Source organism: Pseudoalteromonas sp. T1lg122, from assembly GCF_002964825.1.
Lineage (GTDB): Bacteria > Pseudomonadota > Gammaproteobacteria > Enterobacterales > Alteromonadaceae > Pseudoalteromonas > Pseudoalteromonas gelatinilytica.
In genome coordinates, this window is the sequence record NZ_PQCG01000017.1 from 1 (window position 1) to 414 (window position 414).

Annotated in this window: 1 rRNA gene; it reads right to left on the minus strand. The window is 51.0% G+C overall.

The window, feature by feature from the left end:
• Positions 1-414: ribosomal RNA gene (locus C2M33_RS21195) — 16S ribosomal RNA — on the minus strand; the annotation flags it as partial.

Below are 414 nucleotides of genomic sequence, written 5' to 3' on the forward strand. Positions count from 1 at the left end.
CTTGTGCGGGCCCCCGGCAATTCATTTGAGTTTTAACCTTGCGGCCGTACTCCCCAGGCGGTCTACTTAATGCGTTAGCTTTGAAAAACAGTTCCGAGGAACCGAGCTTCTAGTAGACATCGTTTACGGCGTGGACTACCAGGGTATCTAATCCTGTTTGCTCCCCACGCTTTCGTACATGAGCGTCAGTGTAAATAATGGTGGAGAGATAGGGATTTGAACCCTAGAGGGGCTACAAACCCCTGCCGGTTTTCAAGACCGGTGCATTCGACCACTCTGCCATCTCTCCGAATGCGAAAACCTACTCGCTTACGCCAGTAGTAAAAATAATGGTGGAGAGATAGGGATTTGAACCCTAGAGGGGCTACAAACCCCTGCCGGTTTTCAAGACCGGTGCATTCGACCACTCTGCCA